Consider the following 17,669-nt stretch of genomic DNA (forward strand, 5'->3'; position numbering starts at 1 on the left):
CGCTCCGCTCGCTGCAACCCCCCGCCAGCGGCAGGAATTCGCCCTTTGATCGCGTGCCCCCACCCCGCGGGCTTCGCGTCGCGCTCTCACCAGCCGCACTCCGCGGCCGTCCACAGCGTCATCACCCGCCGTCGCGGCCTCGTCCCCAGGGCCCGGTCCCACACCCTCTCTTCACAGCAGAGGTGCCCATGTCCCCTGAGCAGAACCCCAGCAGATCGTTCGGCCGCAGATCCTTCCTGCGCGCCTCCGGCACATGGAGGCTGCGGGATTCCTCGCCGCGTGCGGCGGGAACGCCGGTCGCGGCGGCGGCGCCACCGGCAAGGCGGCGATCAGCCAGTGGTACCCCCAGTACGGCAAGGCGGCACCCAGCAGGCGGCGCTGCGGTACGCGAGCGAAGGCGTACACCAAGGCCGGCGTGTCGGTGCAGTGGATCCCCAATGACTACGCCCCCAAGCTCTCCAGCGGCCTGGTCTCCAGCAACGGCCCCGACGTCTTCGAGTTCCACCCCGACGTCCAGATGGCCAAGTCGGGCAGATCGTGTCGCTGGGCGACACCACGTGAAGTCCGACTTCACGGAGAAGGATGGAGGAGGCCGCCCGGATCGACGGTCTCGGCGCAGCTGGGGCACGTACTGGCGAATCGTCGTCCCCAACTCCCGTGGCTTCTCCGGCAACCGTACAGAACGCCACTCTTCGCACCGAGACATCCCGGAGTGACCCATGCCCAAGCCCGCCAGCCACCCGCCGCTCGCAGGGGCCATACATCTGGACCCCAACTTCACCATTGGCGAGGTGAATCCGCGGCTGTTCGGATCCTTCGTCGAGCACCTCGGCCGCTGCGTCTACACCGGCGTCTTCGAACCGGACCACCCCAGCGCCGACGAGGACGGACTGCGCACCGACGTCCTGGCCCTGATCCGCGAACTGGGCGTCACCGTGGTCCGCTACCCCGGGGGCAACTTCGTCTCCGGCTACCGCTGGGAAGACGGAGTCGGCCCGCTGGAGCAGCGGCCCCGACGGCTCGACGGCGCCTGGCGGACCGTCGAGACGAACCGGTTCGGGCTGAACGAGTTCATGCGCTTCGCGGCCAAGGCCGACGTCGAGCCCATGCAGGCCGTCAACCTCGGCACCCGCGGCCTGCAGGAGGCACTCGACCTCCTGGAGTACACCAACCACCCCGCCGGCACGGCCTTCTCCGAGCTGCGCCGCTCGCACGGCGTGGACAAGCCGCACGGCATCCGGCTGTGGTGCCTGGGCAACGAGATGGACGGTCCCTGGCAGCTCGGCCACAAGAGCGCCGACGAATACGGCCGCCTCGCCGCCGTCACCGCCAAGGCCATGCGCGACGTCGACCCCGGCCTGGAGCTGGTCGCCTGCGGAAGCTCCAACCGCTCCATGCCGACCTTCGGCGCCTGGGAGGCGACGGTCCTGGAGCACACCTACGACCTCGTCGACTTCATCTCCTGCCACGCCTACTACGAGGAGAGCGACGGCGACGTCGACAGCTTCCTCGCCTCGGCCGCCGACATGGAGGCCTTCATCGACGGGGTGGTCGCCACCGCCGACCACATCGGGGCCAAGCGCCACTCCGGAAAGCGGATCAACCTCTCCTTCGACGAGTGGAACGTCTGGTACCAGAGCCGGCCGGTCAACAACACCGACACCCCGGACTGGAGCGTGGCCCCGCGCCAGCTCGAGGACGTCTACACCGTCACCGACGCCGTCGTGGTCGGCAGCCTGCTGATCACCCTGCTGCGCCACTGCGACCGCGTCACCGCGGCCTGCCTCGCCCAGCTGGTGAACGTCATCGCCCCCATCATGACCGAGCCCGGCGGCCCCGCCTGGCGGCAGACCATCTTCCACCCCTTCGCCGACGCGGCCCGCCACGGCCGCGGCCGGGTGCTCCGGCTCGCCCTGGACAGCCCCGTCCACGACACCGCCCGCTACGGCGAGGTGCCCCTGCTGCACGCGACCGCCGTCCAGCAGGAGGACGGGACGCTCACCGTCTTCGCCGTCAACCGGGACGCCACGAGGCCGCTCGAACTCACCGCCGACCTGCGGGCGTTCAACCCAGTGGCCGGGCAGGTGACGCACACCGCCCTGGCCGACCCCGACCGCCACGCGGCCAACACGCTCCAGCACCAGGACCGCGTGACGCCGAAGCCGGTGACCGGCACCGTCACGGACGGCGGACGGCTGAGCGCCCTGCTGCCACCGATGTCCTGGAACACCATCACCATCCCGCTCGCCCCCTGAGCGGTCCCAGGATCCCACCGCTCGACCCGCAACCCCCCGCACAATCCCCGGACCTCGACGGAGAGGTGACACCATGCCCGACACCACATCACACCGCACACCGCCACCGCGCACCAGATGGCGGACCACCCTCGCCACGCTCCTGACCCTGCTCGGCAGCCTGGCCGCCCTGCTCGTGCCCGCCACGCAGGCACACGCGGCCACGGTGACCTTCACGACGGGCGCCGCACGAACCGACCAGAACGGCAACACCCTGCAGTTGCACGGGCTCGGCATCGTCAAGGTCGGCGACACCTGGTACGGCTTCGGCGAGGACAAGACCGGGAAGACGTCGGCGGACACGTCGTTCGAGGACATCACCTGCTACACCTCGACCGACCTGGCGAACTGGAGCTACCAGGGCCAGGCCCTGAGCAGGCAGAGCAGCGGGGACCTGGGACCGAGCCGGATCGTGGAGCGGCCGAAGGTCATCTACAACAAGTCGACCAGCACGTACGTGATGTACATGCACATCGACAGCACCAACTACGCCGAGGCCAGGGTCGGTGTGGCCACGAGCAGCACGCCGTGCGGCCCGTACACCTACCGGGGCAGCTTCCGGCCGATGGGCAACCTGAGCCGTGACATCGGCCTGTTCCAGGACACCGACGGCACCGGCTACCTGCTGAGCGAGGACCGCAACAACGGTCTGCGCGTCTACAAGCTGTCCGCCGACTACCTGTCCGTCGACAGCCTGGTGACGACCCTGGGCAGCGGCGGCAGCAGCGGCAGCGTCGAGTCGCCCGCCATGGTGAAGATCGGCGGGATGTACTACGTCTTCGGCTCCCACCTGACCGGTTGGAGCCTGAACGACAACATCTACGCCACCGCCACGTCACTGAGCGGCCCCTGGTCGGCCTTCCGGAACTTCGCCGCTCCCGGCACCAAGACCTACGGCAGTCAGACGGCGAACGTCATCACGGTCCAGGGCACTTCCGGCACCACGTACATCTACGCCGGTGACCGCTGGGACGCCTCCAACCTGGGCGCGTCGAAGCTGATCTGGCTGCCGCTGACCATCCGGGGCACGACGGTGAACCTCGGTCAGTACCCGACCTGGTCCCTCAACGTGGACGCGGGCACATGGACGGCCGGCAGCGGGATCCCGTCGGAGGGGGTCCACACCCTGAAGAACGTCAGCAGTTCGATGCTGATGGACGTCGCCAGCGGCTCCACCGCGACCGGCGCCAAGATCATCCAGTGGCCGTCCAACGGCAATACGAACCAGCAGTGGACCCTCACCCGGGTGGCGGACAACATCTTCACGCTCAAGAGCGTCAAGAGCGGGCTGTGCCTGGACGTCCCGAACCGGTCGACCACCGCCGGCGTCCAGTTGCAGCAGTGGACCTGCAACGGCGGGACGAACCAGCAGTGGGCCCTGGACCTGACCGGCAGCTACACCGGCAGCAACTACATGCTGGTGAACATCGGCAGCGGCCTGCACATCGGCGTCGCGGGCTCGACCACCCAGGGAGCAGCGGTGGACCAAGAGCTCGGCGGCAGCGCGAGCGCCGGCAGCGAGACCTGGACTCTCTCGTGACCGCGTGCCCCGGCGACCCCGCCATCGAGCGGGCCGCCGGGGCACTGCCCGTACACCGAAGTGACGCGGCGCCATCTGTGACAGGTAACGCGTGTGGCAGTGGGTCGCCACGGCGGTTGTAGTGGCTGACGGTGGCGCACGCCGGACAGCGCACGGAAAGCCTGGCGTCCGAGAGGCCGTACGGCCCGGAAGTGCGCGACCAGAGGGTGAGGATCGTCGGTGTCGTAGTCGACAACCGGCGCCCTCTCACCGCGTCGGCGAGATCCAGGGCCGGGCGCCGTAGCGCATGCGGATCGACTGGGCGGCGCCCAAGCTGGTCCTCCGTGATCTCCGGCGCGACGACGCGGCCTCGGTTCCTTCAGCGCTCGATGTCGTCGACCGGGGCAGGGTGGCCTTCCGCCCTTGTGTCCCGCACGAGCGTGACGAGTCATCAGCGGTCACATCCCCTGTCGGTACCGGTCACATGACTTGCCAACGCCTGTTGGCTCGCATTCGGACACCCCTACAACTGACCCAACACCTTCAAACGTTTACTACCGGTTGGTTTTGACCGAAGTGTGGTCCGCTGTCATGCGGTCCTCAAGGAGGAGGTTCCACTCATGATGCGCAGTGCAGGCGAGCAGGAAGAGCCCATTGAGGGTTCCGTCGAGAACTCGGCGACCGTCTCCCGCAGGGGAATACTCAAGGGCGTGATCATCACCGCCGGAACGGCGGCGGGGATGGGGGCGGCATGGCCCGCCTACGCCGCGGACGCCTCCGTCAGAGCGACCTCGCCGGATGGCAGGACGGTCCTCACCTTGTCGGTGGTGGGTGGAGCGCTCCAGTGGTCCGTCCTACGCAGCGGCACCACGGTGATCGCCACCTCGCCCCTCGGTCTCAGACTGAGCAACGGGACGACCCTCGGCAGCAACGTGACGGTGACCCAGAACCAGCACTGGACCATCAACACCACCTGGAATCCGGTCTACGGCCGCAACTCGACCGTTACCGACCACTACCAGGAGCAGCGCTGGAACCTCCAGGACACCGTCTCCGGGGTCCGCTTCAGCGTCGAGGCCCGCGCCTACAACGCCGGCGTCGCCCTCCGCTACGTCCTGCTCGGCGCCGGCACCGCCACCGTCTCCGACGAGCTGACGACGTTCACCTTCCCGGACAAGACGCTGGTCTACAGCGCCCGTGACGAGGCCGACTACATCCCGCTCGCCCCCGGTTCCATCCCGGTCACCGGCACCTCCGGCACGGACAACGGCCCTCTGACCGACCTGCCGCTGACCGCGACTCTGCCCAGTGGGGTCATCGCGTGCGTGTGCGAGTCCTCCCGGGTGAACTTCCCCCGGATGATGCTCAGTTCCGTGTCCGGGCAGCCCAACGCCCTGTCCGCCTTCCTGATGGAGCACACCGCACGCGGCAGCGGCCCGGTCGCGACGACCTCCACCGTCACCACGCCGTTCGCGACGCCGTGGCGCGCGGTGGTGATCGGGTCGACCCACGCCGAGCTGGTCGACAACGCCGACCTGGTGCTCAACCTGGCCCCGCCCAACGCCCTCGCCGACACCTCGTGGATCAAGCCCGGCAAGGTCTTCCGCTGCGAGCTCACCACCGCCGCCGGCATCCAGGGCGTCGACTTCGCCGTCGCGCGCGGCTTGCAGTACATCGAGTACGACGGCGGATGGTACGGACCGGTCACCTCGCCCGCCAGGCAGCCGATTCCCGAGATCGACCTTCCCTCGGTCATCTCCTATGCCACCGACCGCGGCATCGGGGTCATCCTCTACGCGGACCGCGCCGCGCTGGGCGACGTGGACTCCCTGTTCGCGCTCTACAAGAGCTGGGGCGTGGCCGGCGTCAAGCTGGGTTTCGTCCTCGACGGCACCCAGGCCATGACAAACCAGATCACCGGCTGGGCGAAGACGGCCGCGAAGTACCAGCTGCTGATCGACATGCACGACAACATCCGCCCGTTCGGCTACGAGCGCACGTACCCGAACTTCCTCAGCATGGAAGGCGTCCGGGGCAACGAGCAGTTCCCGACCGCCACCCACAACGTGACCCTGCCCTTCGCCCGCAACATCGGCGGCCCGCTGGACTACACGATCTGCTACGGCCAGTCCCGCAACAAGACCACGAACGCCCACCAGATGGCGATGGCCGCGGTGTACTACCAGCCGCTGAACTTCCTCTTCTGGTATGACAAGCAGACGTCCAAGTACGCCAACCCCGCGAACTGGCCGGGCCTGCCCTGGTTCAACGCCGTCCCCACGACCTGGGACGTGAGCCGAACCCTGGCCGGATCGATCGGCCAGTTCGTCGCCGTGGCCCGTCGGCGGGGGACCACCTGGTATCTGGGAGCGATGACCAACGAGACGGCCCGGACGCTGTCGCTCCCGCTGTCGTTCCTGGACAGCGGTATCAGTTACACGGCCACCGTCTACGCCGACGGCACGCCGGGCACCAGCCCGTACCAGACCCCGGTCGTGGTCAGTACCCGGACCGTCACCTCGGCCACCACGCTGGACGTGGCCATGGCCCCCGCGGGCGGCCAGGCGATCATCCTCAAGCCGAGCTGACGGCCGTCCCCTGAGGACATCGGCCTCGTCACGCCCGCTGCCGGGCCTGGGCTTCTCCGCCCCGGCCCGGCACTCGCCTGAGGAGGTTCGCGACGATGTTCAGCGTGATGCCGAGGGTGCCGCCCTCCGCCTTCGCCTCGCGGTACAGCTGTGTCAGGCTCTTGGTCTCCTCACCGGACTTGGCGGCGTATCCCGTTCCGGTACCCACGGCGACCCCGGCGGCCGTGAGCGAACCTGCGGCGAGTACCTGACGTCGTCCGACCGACATGGTCCGGCGCAGGGCCAGCTAGATCGTCCAGTGCCCGCCGAAGCCGAAGTCGACGGTGCCCACCGTCGGGTCCGTTGGCGACCGGCGATTCCCGGTGGTACCCGGGTCGCCGCCGGTCCGGCCACGGAAGTGGAAGGGCCGGGCCGGCGGCGATCGCCGCGAACAGGGCGGCCCGACAGGCAGAGGGGCGGCAAGACCAGTTGACCCGTGGCCCGCGCCGAGTTCGGCGAGGGCTACGAGCGGCTGATCGCCGACGGATCGTTCGTGATGGACTCCCGGGCCGCCGCACGCGGCGTCGCCGCCCTGCGCCAGGTGGCCCCCGACCGCGCGCGGCGGAACTGGCCGGCGCCCTCCAGCGGGCCTTCTACGTCGGCCTTGCTCGCGTCGCCTTGGCCATGCTGGTCGGCCTGATGCCGAAACGGATGCCCTGGAGAGACGTGCGTCAGTACGCGACGGTGATGCGGCGGCGGAGCGCCGTGTTCTTCTCGGCCTCGTCGACCAGGGCGACCGCGTAGTCCTCGGCGCTGATGAAGCTGGTGCCGTCCTCCGGAGCCCTCGATCGCATCCGGTGTCACCATTCGCCTCCGGGCCACAGGCCCACCTCGGTCGGTACGCCGTTTACCTCGGCCGTCAGGGCCCCGTGGGGAAAGCCCGGGAGGGCGACGCGCAGCCGCGGGCGGCCGGGTCCCTCCGTGCGGAGGGTCAGGCGGTCGTCGCCGGACAGGCGGGCGGTGATGACGGTCCGGTGGCCGTCCTCGTCGCACAGGACAGCCCGGGCCGTACGGGAGGGCTCGGCCTGGGGGCGGACCCAGACGGCGGTCACCTCCGGGAACGGGGCGCTGCCCGCGCGGTCGGCCGGAGCGGTGGTCAGCAACAGGCTGCCGGCCCGTAGCCAGAGCGGGGCGGTCGCGAGCGGGAGCTCCACCCGATGCCAGGCCGGACCGGTGACCGGTTCGCCGGCCGGTGCGTTGCCCGGCTCGCCGCTCTTTCTCGCGCCCGGTTCGCCTCCCCGCCTCGCGTGCTGCTCTCCGGTCGGCTTTCCGGGCTGTTCTCCACCCGCGTACGGCAGCCACTCACCGGGCGGGAACCAGACCTGCCGTCGTCCGCCCGGCGCGTACAGCGGGGCGACCAGCAGGTCGGGGCCCAGCAGGTACTGGAGGTCGGCGGCATGGGCGTCGGGGCGGTCCGGATGGTCCAGGGCCATGGGGCGGGCCAGCGGCTCGCCGGTGCGTACGGACTCCACCGCGGCCGCGTGGAGGTGGGGCAGCAGACTCATCCGCAGGCGGGCCGCGTGCAGCACTGCCGCATACGCCTCCTCGCCGAAGTCCCAGGGCAGTCGGGAGGTCATGCCGTGGAAGCGGCTGAGCGGTGACAGCAGACCGAACTGGGCCCAGCGCACGAAGAGTTCGGCGTCCGGGGTGCCGTGGAAGCCGCCGATGTCGTGGCTCCAGAAGGGGTGGCCGGAGAAGGAGAGGGAGAGGCCGGCGCGGAGGGTGGCGGCGAGGTCCGGCCAGTCGGCGTTGGGGTCGCCGGTCCACTTGGCGCCGTGGCGCTGGCCGCCGGTCCAGGTGGAGCGGCCCCAGGTCAGGCCGTGGTCCGCGGTGGCCTCTCGGGTGACCTCGGCGACCAGGTCGTTGTAGAGGAGGGGGTAGAGGTTGTGCAGGCGGTCGCCGGTCATGCCGTTGTGGGCGACGGCGTCGGCGGGGACCGCCTCGCCGAAGTCGGTCTTGAGGACGCACGGCCCGCCGGCCATGACCTGGCGGATGCGGTCCCGGAACCAGGCGACCGCACCGGGATGGGTGAGGTCCAGCAGGGCCGTGTCCGGATGCGCCCCACCCCAGACCTGCCCGACCCATGTGGAGCCGGAGGCGGTGCGCAGGAACCAGCCGTTGCGGTTCGCCTCCGCGTAGTGGGCACTGTTCACGCCGATGTGCGGGTTCATCCAGAGTGAGACGTGGAAGCCCTCCCCGGCCAGTGCCTCCACCAGCCCCCGGGGGTCGGGGAAGGCCTCGGTGTCCCAGCTCATGTCGGACCAGGAGCCGTGCGGCTGCCAGTACGTGTCGATGTGCAGGACGTCGCAGGGGAAGCGGCGTTCGCGGATCCGGCGGGCGCGCGCACGGACGTCGGCCGCGCTGTCCTGGCGGAAGCCGCCGGAGATCCAGGGTCCGAAGGCCCATCTCGGAGGCAGCAGGGCGGGGGCGGTCAGGTCGCGGTAGGCGGCCAGGCATTCGGCGGGGGTGCCGCTGATCAGGCAGTAGTCGAGCACCTCGTCGGGGACGGTCATGGACCAGGCGCCGGTGTTGCTGTGCGCGAGGTCGAAGGTCGCCGCGGTCGTGGTGTCGACCAGGACGGCATAGCCCCGGCTGGAGAGCAGGAACGGGACCGCTTTGTAGGAGCGGGTGCCGGTGGAGCCGAGGGCGTCCTGGCCCCAGCACTCGACCCGCTGGCCTCGCAGGTCCGGGCCGGTGAAGCGTTCACCGAGGCCGTAGAAATGCTCGTCGGGTTCGGCGGTCCAGCTGTCGTGGTGGGCGAGGCCGCCGTCCGTGAGTTCGGTGACACCGAGCGGGAGAACGGTCAGGCGGCCGTTGGGGTCTCGTACGTCGGTGACCTGGCGCAGCGACCGGCCGTGGCGGTCGGTCAGTTCCATCGAGAACGGGGACAGGCGCACCTCCACGCTCAGGGCCCCGAGCCGCAGGGTCACCGCGTTCTGGGGCTGTTCGATGATGCATCTGCCGTCGTGTGGCGCGGTGACGAGGGATGCACGCGGCGCGGTCGGGACGTCGTCCATGCGCAGGGTGACGCGTACGGCCGTGCCCGTCGCGGGCCGCAGCCGGAGTGTGCCGGTGCGTCCGGCGGCGGTGCGTACGTCCAGGGTCGCGCCGCCGGCGCCTGCGCGGGCGACGGAGGCGCTGACGACCGGGTCGAGTGCGCCCGGCCCGGCGGGGACCAGGGGCGGCGGCGGGGCGACGTACGCCGTGTGGTCACGGGGATGCAGTGAGGACATGGCTTTCCCGGTCGTGAAGTCGGGTGTGGGTGGGCGCGCGCATCGTCAGCCCCTGACGCTGCCGACGGTGAGGCCGCCGACGATGAAGCGCTGGAAGAGCGCGAAGACGCAGACCACCGGAATGCTGATGAGGGTGGCGGTCGCCATCAGGGCTCCCCACGCCGTGCCGTGCCGGCCGACGAAGGCGTTGAGCAGGACGGTGACGGGCTGGACGCCGGGCTCCTCGGCGAGCGTGAGCCCGAAGAGGAACTCGCCCCAGCCGAGCAGGAAGGACAGCCCGGCCGTCGCGACCAGTCCCGGCACCGTGAGCGGCAGGACGACGCGCAGCACTACGCCGGGCAGCCCGCAGCCGTCGACCAGTGCGGCCTCCTCCAGTTCGGCGGAGACCGCGCGCAGCACCGGGCGCAGCACGATCACCGCGAAGGGGAGGGTGAGCGTGGTGTCGGCGGCGATCAGGCCCACGTACGTGTCGTCGAGACCGGCCCGGCGTTCGAGGATGAACAGCGGTGCGGCCAGCACGATCGCGGGCGGCAGTTGGGCGACGAGCAGGGCGAGCACCATGCTGCCCGAGCCCCGCATCCGTACCCGGGCGAGGGCGTAGGCGAGCGGGACACCGAGGAGCATGGTCAGCGCCACCACGCCGGTGGAGATCACCAGGCTGTTGAACAGGGCCCGGGTCAGGCCCTCGTAGCCCAGCGCCGTCGAGTAGTTCTCGCCGGTGACCGGGTAAGGGACCCACTGCGGGGTCGGTGCCAGGATCCCGTCCGGCGGCGTGAGGCTGGTCTTGGCCATCCAGTACACCGGCAGCAGGAAGGCCGCGGTGATCACCACGGCGGTCGCGGTGAGCAACCAGGGGTGGCGGGGCGGTTTCACGTGGCACCCCCTGTCGTTTCCTCGCGCCGCAGCCGTCGTACGTAGAAGACGCCCGCGAGCAGTGGTACGACGAGCAGCAGCAGGCCGGCGGCCGCCCCCTGCCCGAACCGGAAGAACCTGAAAAAGACCTCGTACACGTAGAGGGAGAGCACGCGGGTGGAGTCGACAGGGCCGCCGCCCGTCATCACGAAGACGGTGTCGAAGACCTTGAAGGTGTAGATGAGGCCGAGCAGCAGCACGGTGACGGAGACCGGTCGCATCAGCGGGAGGGTGATCCGGTGAAAGCGCTGCCAGGGTCCCGCGCCGTCGATGGCCGCGGCCTCGTACAGCTGGGGATCGATGGTGTGCAGGCCCACCAGGAGCAGCAGCATGTTGAAGGGCACGCCGACCCAGATGTTGGCGAAGACGACTCCGGCGAGTGAGGTGGACGGGTCGGTGAGCCAGTCGTGGGAGAGGACGCCCAGGCCCACCGCCTCCAGCAGGGCGTTGTAGGCGCCGGACTCCGCGTCGAGGAGCCAGCGGAAGAGGGTGCCGCTGACCACCGGGGGTAGCAGCCAGGCCACGAGGAGGAGGGAGCGCAGGAGGCCGCCCAGCGGGAACGGGCGGGCGAAGAGCAGGGCCAGGGCGAAGCCGAGGGAGAACTGGAACACCAGCGATCCCAGGGTGAAGACCACCGAGAGACGTACGGAGTGCCAGAAGGCCGGATCGTCGAGCACGGCCCGGTAGTTGTCAAGGCCGTTGAACTGCCAGCTCCTGCCGAGCAGTTGGCCCAACCGCACGTCGTGGACGGACGTCCGGACGTTGTAGAACAGCGGGTAGGCCAGGAAGAGGGCGAGGAAGGTCATCCCCGGAAGGCAGAACAGGTAGCCCGCGCGTCGGCGGCGGGAGGACGGCGGCCTGCTCCGGTGTGGCCTCATCGGCCGGACAGTGCTTTGTCGATCTTGGCGGCCGCGGTCCTCGCCGCCGCGGACGGGGATGCGGAACCGGTCAGCACGGCCTGCTCGGCCTCTGAGACGGCCTGCGAGGCGTCGGCGTAACCACGTCCGTATTGCCGTGGGCGGGCGAGGGGGAGCTGGCTGAGGAAGAGCCGCAGCGCCGGGTCGGACGCCCAGGTGCCCCGGTCGGCGAGGTCCTCGCGCGCGGGCAGGTTGCCGAACGACACCAGATACGGCACCAGCACCGACGGGCGCTGGGTGTACTCCAGGACCTCCCACGCCTTGTCCAGGTTCTCGCTCTGCGCCATCAGGACCCAGTTCTCCCCGCCCAGGCAGGTGGCGGCCTCCTGGCCGCGGGGCAGGGCGACGACGCCCCAGTCGAAGTCCGCCTGCTTCAGGGTGGGGATCTGCCAGGGCCCGTTGATCTGCAGGGCGGCGCGCTGGTTCATGAACCGCGTGTTGACGTCCTGCTGGGTCCAGCCCACGCAACTCTCCGACAGCGATCCCTTGGCGATCAGGTCGTGGAGGAAGGACAGCGCCGTCGCGCCGTCGGTGGCGAAGGTGTCCAGGTCGCCGCCCGCCTGCCACAGGAACGGCAGGAACTGGAAGACGCCCTCCTCGGACTTGATCGCGCTCAGTGCCAGACCGAACCGGTCCCCGCTGGTCAGCCGCTCGGCCGCGGAGGCCAGCTCGTCCCAGGTGGTGGGGGGTTCCACTCCGGCGGACTCGAGCATCCGGGTGTTGTAGTAGAGGGCGAGGCAGTTGCTGTTGTTGGGGATCCCCAGGACCTTCCCGCCGATCCGGCAGCTGTCCCAGGGGCCTTTGTAGTACTGGTCGGCCTGGCCCCACGCCTCGACCCTGCCGGTGAGGTCGGCCAGCAGATCGCTGCCCCCCAGGGTGTTCATGGCGACGTTGTCCACGATGGCGATGTCGGGCCGCTCGCCGGAGATCGCGCCCAGGGTGATCTGCCGGTCGAGCTCCGTGAACGGGAAGGTCCGCCGCTGGATCCGGACGTTCGGGACGCCGGCCTCGACGTCCCTGATGAGACGGTTCATCCCGGGCTGGAAGTTGTCCAGGGTGAAGTAGTCCCACCAGGTGAGGGCGACCGTTTCCGACTCGTCGGAGCCGCAGGAGGCCAGCGCCCCGCCAAGACCGATGGCAGCCACTCCCGCGCCCGCGGTACGCATGAGGCCGCGGCGGTCGACCGTGTAGGACATGGGCTGCTCCCAGAGGATCGTGATCGGGGTCCAGGAAGTGACGTATCAGAAATCCAGGTCAAAATCCGGAAACTCCGGCTCGGGTTCCGAACCGGGCACCGGTCGGCAGCGGCCTGTGCTGGCGCGCAGGGTGATCAGGGGTTTCATCAGGACGTGCCGGGGATTCGAGCCGGGTGAGCGCAGCCGCTCCACCATCAGGTCGACGGCCACCCGGCTCATCTCCTTGGCGGGTATGTCGGCGGCGGTCAGCGGCGGGCTCACCTGCTCGGCCCAGGGGCTGGCCGCCACACCGACGACGGAGAAGTCGCGCGGCACGCTGCGGCCGTGCCGGGTCAGCCCGCGGTAGAGGCCCTCCAGGGCCGCCTCGTTCTGGGTGACCAGGGAGGTGGTCGCCGGATCGTCCAGCAGGATCCGCTCCACGACCTCCTGCCCCGAGACGATGTCGTCGTCGCAGAGGTACGCACGGGGGGTGAGCCCCAGTTTCGTCATCGCCTCGGTGTAGCCCTCGTCGCCGAGCCGCGCGAACCCGTACCCGCTGTCGAAGAGCCGCTCCGACCGGTTGACAAAGGCGATCCTGCGGTGCCCCAGGTCGGCGAGGTGCTGGACGCAGGCACTCGCCAGACCCGCGAAGTCCAGATCGACCCAGCCGGCCGCGTCAGCCCGGGGATTGCGGCCGATGGCGACGAACGGGAAGCCCGCCTCGGCCAGATGGCCGACCCGGTTGTCCTCCCGGCGGACCTCCATGACGATCACGCCGTCGACGCGTGGCAGGCCCACACACGGCCGCTCCCCCTCTTCCCGCCCCTCGCCGCCCGTCCGCCACGGGCCGTCCGGCCACCGCCCCTCACCCACCATCCGCCGGAACGAAGGGTCGTCGTCCGTGTCCGCCGGGGAGAGCAACAGGTCGTAGCCGTAGCCGGCGGCGGCCTCGGCCACCCCGCCGATGAAGGCGAGTTGCATCGTCGTGTAAACGCGATTCCGGTCGGCCGGCGGGTAGAGCAACCCCAGCGTGTGGGTCCGGCCGCCGGTGTCTGCGGGCCGCTGCGGCGTCGGAACGCCCGGGTGCTCTGCCATGGTCAGCTGGCCGGGATGGGTTGTTCGGCCCAGATGGTCTTGCCCATGGTGGTCTGGCGGGTGCCCCAGCCCTGGGTGAGCTGGGCGACCATGTGCAGCCCCCGCCCGCCCTCGTCGTAGGTGCGGGCACGGCGCAGGTGCGGGGCTGTGCTGCTGGCGTCGGACACCTCGCAGATCAGAGTCCGGTCCCGGATCAGCCGCAGTCCGATCGGTACGTCCCCGTAGCGGATGGCGTTGGTGACGAGTTCGCTCACCACCAGCTCGGTGACGAACGCCGCGTCCTCCAGCCCCCAGGCTGCGAGCTGACGGCTGGTCTGGGCCCGGGCGTCGGCCACGATCGCCGGATCGGCGGGCAGGGCCCAGGCGGCGACCTGGTCGGCGTGCAGGGCTCGGGTGCGCGCCAGGAGGAGGGCCACGTCGTCGGGTGGGCTGTCGGGCAACAGGGCCTTGAGGATGGCGTCGCAGGTGACCTCCAGCGAGGGAACAGGGTGGGCCAGGGCGTCGCACAGCCGATCCAGGCCGAGGCTGACGTCTCGATCGCGTGCCTCGATCAGGCCGTCCGTGTAGAAGGCCAGCAGACTGCCCTCGGGCAGTTCCAGCTCGGCGGACTCGAAGGGCAGACCGCCGACTCCCAGCAGCGGGCCGGGGGTCAGCTGGACCACGCTGACCGCGCCGTCGGGGAGCAGGACGGCGGGCGGCAGGTGGCCGGCACTGGCGAGGGTGCAGACGCGGGAGACCGGGTCGTAGACGGCGTAGAGGCAGGTCGCCCCGATCTCACCGGTGGTGTCCCGCAGGCCGGTCTCGACGCCGGAGTCGTCCGACGTGAGGTGGATGACCAGGTCGTCGAGGTGGGTGAGGAGCTCATCGGGCGGCAGATCCACGTCGGCGAGGGTGCGCACCGCGGTGCGCAGCTGCCCCATGGTGGCGGAGGCGTGGATGCCGTGCCCGACCACGTCGCCGACGACCAGGGCCACCCGGGTGCCCGACAGGGGGATGACGTCGAACCAGTCGCCGCCCACTCCCACGCCCGTACCGGCCGGAAGATATCGGTACGCCACCTCGACGGCCGCCTGCCTGGGGAGATCACGGGGCAGCAGACTGCGCTGGAGGGTGAGCGCGTTGGTGCGCTCGCGGGTGTAGCGGCGCGCGTTGTCCACGCCCACGGCCGCCCGGCCGGCGAGTTCTTCGGCGAGCAGCAGATCGTCCTGCTCGAAGGGCTCGGAGCCCTCCCCGCGCACGAAGACCGCCACCCCGAGGGTGATGCCCCGGGCCCGCAGCGGGGTGGCCATGAGCGAGTGGAACCCGAACTCCCGGAACCGGGTGCTCCTCATCCGGTGCTCGGTGACCCACCGGACGAAGTCGGGGTCGTCGATGCCGCTGAGTACGGATTGCCCGCTGCTCAGGGAACGGGCAGGGGGTGCGTACGGGGGGTAGGTGTCGACCTCTCCGAGGTCGACTGCGGCTTCGGGCGTGTCGCCGCCGGCGGTGACGGACTGGTGCGCGACCCGGCGGAGCACCACGGCCGCGTCGACGGGCCCGGGGACCGGTTCCTCTCCGAGCAGCACGGAGTCCAGCAGGTCCACGCTGACGAAGTCGGCGAGCCGCGGAACGACCAGATCGGCGAGCTCCTCGGCGGTCCGTGTGACGTTCAGGGTCGTACCGATCCGGGTGCCGGCCTCCTTCAGCAGGGCCAGCCGCTGGCGGGCGGAGCGCTGCTCACTGCTGTCGAACGTCGCGGTGCCGACGCCGACCACCTCACCAGTGACGGGATCGCGGACCGGCCACAGCTCGATGATCCAGGCACGCTGGCGAGCCGAGGGCTGAGCCCGGCCGAAGCGCTCGTAGCGCATCGACCGGGCTTCCTCGGCGACCAGGCGGACGCACTCCAGGAACCCCTTGTCGGCGCGGGCGTCGCCCAGGGGAGCGGAATCCGGCGACGGATTGTCCTCGGCCACCTGCCTGCCGTCGGTCGCCCGCGTCTCCTCGCCCGCGGTCGTCGGGACCTCCTGCTCACCGCCCTCCGCGGCCGCGTTCAGCTGCCATGAGCCCGAGGCGGTGGCATACGTTGACAGCGGGATCGACGACTGGGCGAACGCCCACTCCACCATCCTCAGATCGTGCTCCGACTCGCGACCCGTGGTGGCGGTCACTACGAAACCCTGGGGGGTGCCGTCGCCGCCCAGCGACGGATGGGCGTGCAGGGTCAGCTCGACGAGGTGGCCGTCCCGGTGCCGCAGTGCCGCCGTGCCGCTCCATTCCTGGGAGCCCGCCAGGGAGAGCCCGGCCGCGTCGGGGGGCTCCGGACCGGCGAGGAGTCCGGCCGCCGCGCGTCCGACGACCTCCCCGGCACGGTGGCCCAGCAGCCGCCTAGCGCCCTCGCTCCACCCCGTGAGCACGCCCTCCAGGCTGATGGTGGCTGTCGCAGCACCCGGTGACCACCCGTAGTAACCATGAGACTGATCATAAGTGGCCATTCCTGCCCAATTCGCGCCGGCGTTGTCACTCACAGTCCAGCGTGCGCGCCACGGGAGAATCCGACAAATCGGATGGGCCGAGGTGGCGGAACCCGGGAGCACCCGGGTGCGTCGCCCGTCGTGAGGATCGGCGTCAAATGCGGGCCCGGGACCAGGATCCGTCCCCTCAGCACTCGACGATGTTCACCGCCGGCCCGCCCCGGGCCGATTCCTCGTACTTCGTGGACAAGAGTGCGCCAGCGACCAGCTCCTTGACCTGCGGGTTCGAGAGCTTCTTCCTTGATCCAACCGGCCGGCAGGGATTTTCGGGGACTTCCTGCTGGTGGCAGTCTTCCAGCCACGCGTCCATGGCGGTCAGACTGTGCGGATCTGCGCCGGGCGTGAAGTGAGCGTAGTGGTCGAGAGGGACCTTCGGCGTCGAGTGCCCCAGTGTGTCCCGGTCCTGAGGGCCTGTCGCAGTAGCGGCAGATCCGCCTGCTCCGCCCGTCTCAGCTACCAGAAAGCCGTCACCGTACGCGTCCTCAAGGGCCTGTTCGAGCGGGGCGACACCGAGGTCGACGACCGCTACGTCCGCCCGGACCGCATCCAGCACAACCCGCTCGTGCCCGACGGCGCCAAGGCGCTGAAGAACCTCGGTACGGCCCGCCACCGGCAGTTCCCGCACGCCAAGTACGACATCAAGCGGGTGATGTCCGAGGGTGACCTGGTGCTCGTCCACTCGAACGTCGTCATGACGCCGGGCGAACGGGGCACGGCGGTCTTCGACATCTTCCGGTTCCAGGGCAGGAAGATCGCCGAGCACTGGGACGTCGTCGAGGACGTACCCGAGACTTCCGTGAACGGCAACGACATGTTCTCGACGGAGAGTTGGCCGCGCACGGAGCAGCCGGGGCCGGCGTGGCTCACCGAGTACGACAAGAAGCTGGCCACCGAGGCCTTCGACGAACTCATGGTCCACAAGGACCTGTCGGCGATCGACCGCTACTACGGCCCCGAGTACCACCGGCACAACCCGAACGTCCCCGACGGCGTGGAGGGTGCGAAGGCGGGACTCGGCGGCCTCTTCAAGGCACTCCCACAGCTGAAGGTCTTCCCGAAGCGGGTGATCGCCGAGGGCGACCTGGTCGCGGTCCACCATCACTTTGTGAACGCGGCGGGTGAGCGGGGTCAGGCGATTGTGGACCTGTTCCGGGTGCGGCACGGGAAGATCGTCGAACACTGGGACGTGATCCAGGCCGTGCCGGAGACGTCGGCGAACGACAACACGATGTTCCAGGTCCAGGACTGGGGCGGCGTACGGGGCGCCGCCCCCTCGGGGCAGTTGCTGGTACGCCTGGCATGGGCGATTGCTTGGAGGTGAACCGACGTGGTGTCGGAGTACGCCGCCCGTGGGGCGGCACGAGCTGGGGGAGGCAGTCCGCGC

The 17,669-nt window shown here is 70.2% G+C and carries 13 protein-coding genes and 1 pseudogene; 5 read left to right on the forward strand and 9 right to left on the reverse strand.

The features are described from left to right. Positions 1-719 precede the first annotated feature (719 nt). The 3 genes from arfA to ACZ6TU_RS16000 all read left to right on the forward strand — a co-directional run bounded on the left by arfA (position 720) and on the right by ACZ6TU_RS16000 (position 6,401). The gene (gene arfA / locus ACZ6TU_RS15990; protein ID WP_467669984.1) at positions 720-2,255 is read left to right on the forward strand and encodes an arabinosylfuranosidase ArfA; all 1,536 of its coding nucleotides are present in this window, start codon (positions 720-722) and stop codon (positions 2,253-2,255) included. Positions 2,256-2,328: 73 nt separating this feature from the next. After that, complete coding sequence (locus tag ACZ6TU_RS15995; RefSeq protein ID WP_467669986.1) at positions 2,329-3,834, forward strand: RICIN domain-containing protein; 1,506 nt, start codon at positions 2,329-2,331, stop codon at positions 3,832-3,834. Between the two features lie 599 nt (positions 3,835-4,433). Beyond that, positions 4,434-6,401 carry a glycoside hydrolase family 97 protein gene (locus ACZ6TU_RS16000; RefSeq protein ID WP_469548859.1) on the forward strand — a complete coding sequence of 656 codons (1,968 nt, stop codon included), beginning with the start codon at positions 4,434-4,436 and terminating at the stop codon, positions 6,399-6,401. 28 nt (positions 6,402-6,429) lie between these two features. Here ACZ6TU_RS16000 and ACZ6TU_RS16005 read toward each other — a convergent pair whose 3' ends face one another. Next, a complete protein-coding gene (locus tag ACZ6TU_RS16005) occupies positions 6,430-6,609 on the reverse strand; it encodes a hypothetical protein (RefSeq protein ID WP_467669990.1) in 180 nt (59 codons plus the stop codon). A 276-nt stretch (positions 6,610-6,885) separates the two neighbouring features. Between ACZ6TU_RS16005 and ACZ6TU_RS16010 the strand changes: the two are divergent. Beyond that, positions 6,886-7,040, forward strand: a pseudogene (locus ACZ6TU_RS16010) (DsbA family protein); the annotation flags it as partial. A 71-nt stretch (positions 7,041-7,111) separates the two neighbouring features. Here the strand turns inward: ACZ6TU_RS16010 and ACZ6TU_RS16015 are convergent. From ACZ6TU_RS16015 to ACZ6TU_RS16050, 8 genes are all read right to left on the reverse strand, one after another. Continuing rightward, positions 7,112-7,234: a hypothetical protein gene (locus ACZ6TU_RS16015; protein ID WP_467670334.1), complete on the reverse strand. Its 123-nt coding sequence runs from the start codon at positions 7,232-7,234 to the stop codon at positions 7,112-7,114. Positions 7,235-7,240: 6 nt separating this feature from the next. After that, the gene (locus tag ACZ6TU_RS16020) at positions 7,241-9,673 is read right to left on the reverse strand and encodes a TIM-barrel domain-containing protein (protein ID WP_467669992.1); all 2,433 of its coding nucleotides are present in this window, start codon (positions 9,671-9,673) and stop codon (positions 7,241-7,243) included. 45 nt (positions 9,674-9,718) lie between these two features. Beyond that, positions 9,719-10,546: a carbohydrate ABC transporter permease gene (locus tag ACZ6TU_RS16025; protein WP_467669994.1), complete on the reverse strand. Its 828-nt coding sequence runs from the start codon at positions 10,544-10,546 to the stop codon at positions 9,719-9,721. Next, positions 10,543-11,463, reverse strand: a complete 921-nt coding sequence (locus ACZ6TU_RS16030) for a carbohydrate ABC transporter permease (protein WP_467669995.1) — start codon at positions 11,461-11,463, stop codon at positions 10,543-10,545. The genes ACZ6TU_RS16025 and ACZ6TU_RS16030 overlap by 4 nt, the downstream gene beginning before the upstream one ends. Further along, positions 11,460-12,698 (reverse strand): ABC transporter substrate-binding protein, encoded by a 1,239-nt coding sequence (locus ACZ6TU_RS16035; protein WP_467669997.1) that lies wholly within the window; start codon positions 12,696-12,698, stop codon positions 11,460-11,462. Before ACZ6TU_RS16035 ends, ACZ6TU_RS16030 begins: the two co-directional genes overlap by 4 nt. 45 nt (positions 12,699-12,743) lie before the next feature. After that, positions 12,744-13,772 carry a LacI family DNA-binding transcriptional regulator gene (locus ACZ6TU_RS16040; RefSeq protein WP_467669999.1) on the reverse strand — a complete coding sequence of 343 codons (1,029 nt, stop codon included), beginning with the start codon at positions 13,770-13,772 and terminating at the stop codon, positions 12,744-12,746. A 2-nt stretch (positions 13,773-13,774) separates the two neighbouring features. Beyond that, a complete protein-coding gene (locus ACZ6TU_RS16045; protein WP_469548865.1) occupies positions 13,775-16,246 on the reverse strand; it encodes an ATP-binding SpoIIE family protein phosphatase in 2,472 nt (823 codons plus the stop codon). Between the two features lie 166 nt (positions 16,247-16,412). Then, entirely contained in the window at positions 16,413-16,595 is a 183-nt protein-coding gene (locus ACZ6TU_RS16050) for a hypothetical protein (protein WP_469548868.1), read from the reverse strand. Positions 16,596-16,667: 72 nt separating this feature from the next. Here ACZ6TU_RS16050 and ACZ6TU_RS16055 point away from each other — a divergent pair, with 72 nt between their 5' ends. Further along, on the forward strand, positions 16,668-17,606 hold the full coding sequence (locus ACZ6TU_RS16055) for a nuclear transport factor 2 family protein (RefSeq protein ID WP_469548870.1): 939 nt from the start codon (positions 16,668-16,670) through the stop codon (positions 17,604-17,606). Positions 17,607-17,669 lie beyond the last annotated feature (63 nt).

It is taken from the genome of Streptomyces sp. NPDC052064 (assembly GCF_055585925.1).

Bases quoted from the DNA above. Each gene is read 5' to 3' on its own strand.
- ACZ6TU_RS16050 (WP_469548868.1), bottom strand. From the start codon at position 16,595: ATGGACGCGTGGCTGGAAGACTGCCACCAGCAGGAAGTCCCCGAAAAT.
- ACZ6TU_RS16015 (WP_467670334.1), bottom strand. From the start codon at position 7,234: ATGCGATCGAGGGCTCCGGAGGACGGCACCAGCTTCATCAGCGCCGAG.
- ACZ6TU_RS16040 (WP_467669999.1), bottom strand. From the start codon at position 13,772: ATGGCAGAGCACCCGGGCGTTCCGACGCCGCAGCGGCCCGCAGACACC.
- ACZ6TU_RS16035 (WP_467669997.1), bottom strand. From the start codon at position 12,698: ATGTCCTACACGGTCGACCGCCGCGGCCTCATGCGTACCGCGGGCGCG.
- ACZ6TU_RS16000 (WP_469548859.1), top strand. From the start codon at position 4,434: ATGATGCGCAGTGCAGGCGAGCAGGAAGAGCCCATTGAGGGTTCCGTC.
- ACZ6TU_RS16030 (WP_467669995.1), bottom strand. From the start codon at position 11,463: ATGAGGCCACACCGGAGCAGGCCGCCGTCCTCCCGCCGCCGACGCGCG.
- ACZ6TU_RS16045 (WP_469548865.1), bottom strand. From the start codon at position 16,246: ATGGCCACTTATGATCAGTCTCATGGTTACTACGGGTGGTCACCGGGT.
- ACZ6TU_RS15995 (WP_467669986.1), top strand. From the start codon at position 2,329: ATGCCCGACACCACATCACACCGCACACCGCCACCGCGCACCAGATGG.
- arfA (WP_467669984.1), top strand. From the start codon at position 720: ATGCCCAAGCCCGCCAGCCACCCGCCGCTCGCAGGGGCCATACATCTG.
- ACZ6TU_RS16020 (WP_467669992.1), bottom strand. From the start codon at position 9,673: ATGTCCTCACTGCATCCCCGTGACCACACGGCGTACGTCGCCCCGCCG.